At 53.0% G+C, this 557-nt stretch carries 1 protein-coding gene; it reads left to right on the top strand.

Annotated elements, in window-relative coordinates; genetic code table 11:
* A partial coding sequence (locus tag B2R17_RS24805; protein WP_286766131.1) for a hypothetical protein occupies window positions 1-202 on the top strand: 202 nt, incomplete at its 5' end.
* Window positions 203-557: the final 355 nt, after the last annotated feature.

The following is a 557-nucleotide window of genomic DNA, read 5'->3' as shown; positions in this document are numbered from 1 at the left end:
GATGTCATGCCGCTTGCCGGGATTGAACACTTTGCAATTTGCATTGATCAATTTGCACTTTGCAATCGACTCACGACGTAGGCCAGGTTCCACCTGGCGATCGTTCTACGCCGAGGAGATCCATTCTCTCGAAGGCGTGTTGATTAGTCGCCTCGCTTGGTTCCCAAGCATCGGCTCGTCTGCCATGTGGAACATGGCCTAAGATTGCGCGATCTTGCCGCCAGGTGAGAGATGGCCTGCGAGAATTGCAAGTTGTAAATTGGACATTGCAAATGGGGAGTTGTCCGGCGGTGATGTCATGCCGCTTGCCGGGACAAAGCACTTTGCACTTTGCATTGATCAATTTGCACTTTGCAATCATCTCACCGCGTAGGCCAGGTTCCACCTGGCGATCGTTCTACGCCGAGCAAATCTATTCGCGCGAAGGCGTGTTGATTAGTCGCCTCGCTTGGTTCCCAAGCATCGGCTCGACTGCCATGTGGAACATGCCTACGGTTGAGCGATCTTGCCGCCAGGTGAGAAATGGCCTGCGAGAATTGGACATTGCAAATGGGTAA

Origin of the sequence: Rhodopirellula sp. UBA1907 (genome assembly GCF_002337565.1) — a bacterium.
Taxonomy (GTDB): Bacteria; Planctomycetota; Planctomycetia; order Pirellulales; family Pirellulaceae; genus Rhodopirellula; species Rhodopirellula europaea.
The sequence above is the reverse complement of the archived record's forward strand: the minus strand, read 5'-3'. Positions and strand labels throughout refer to the sequence as shown.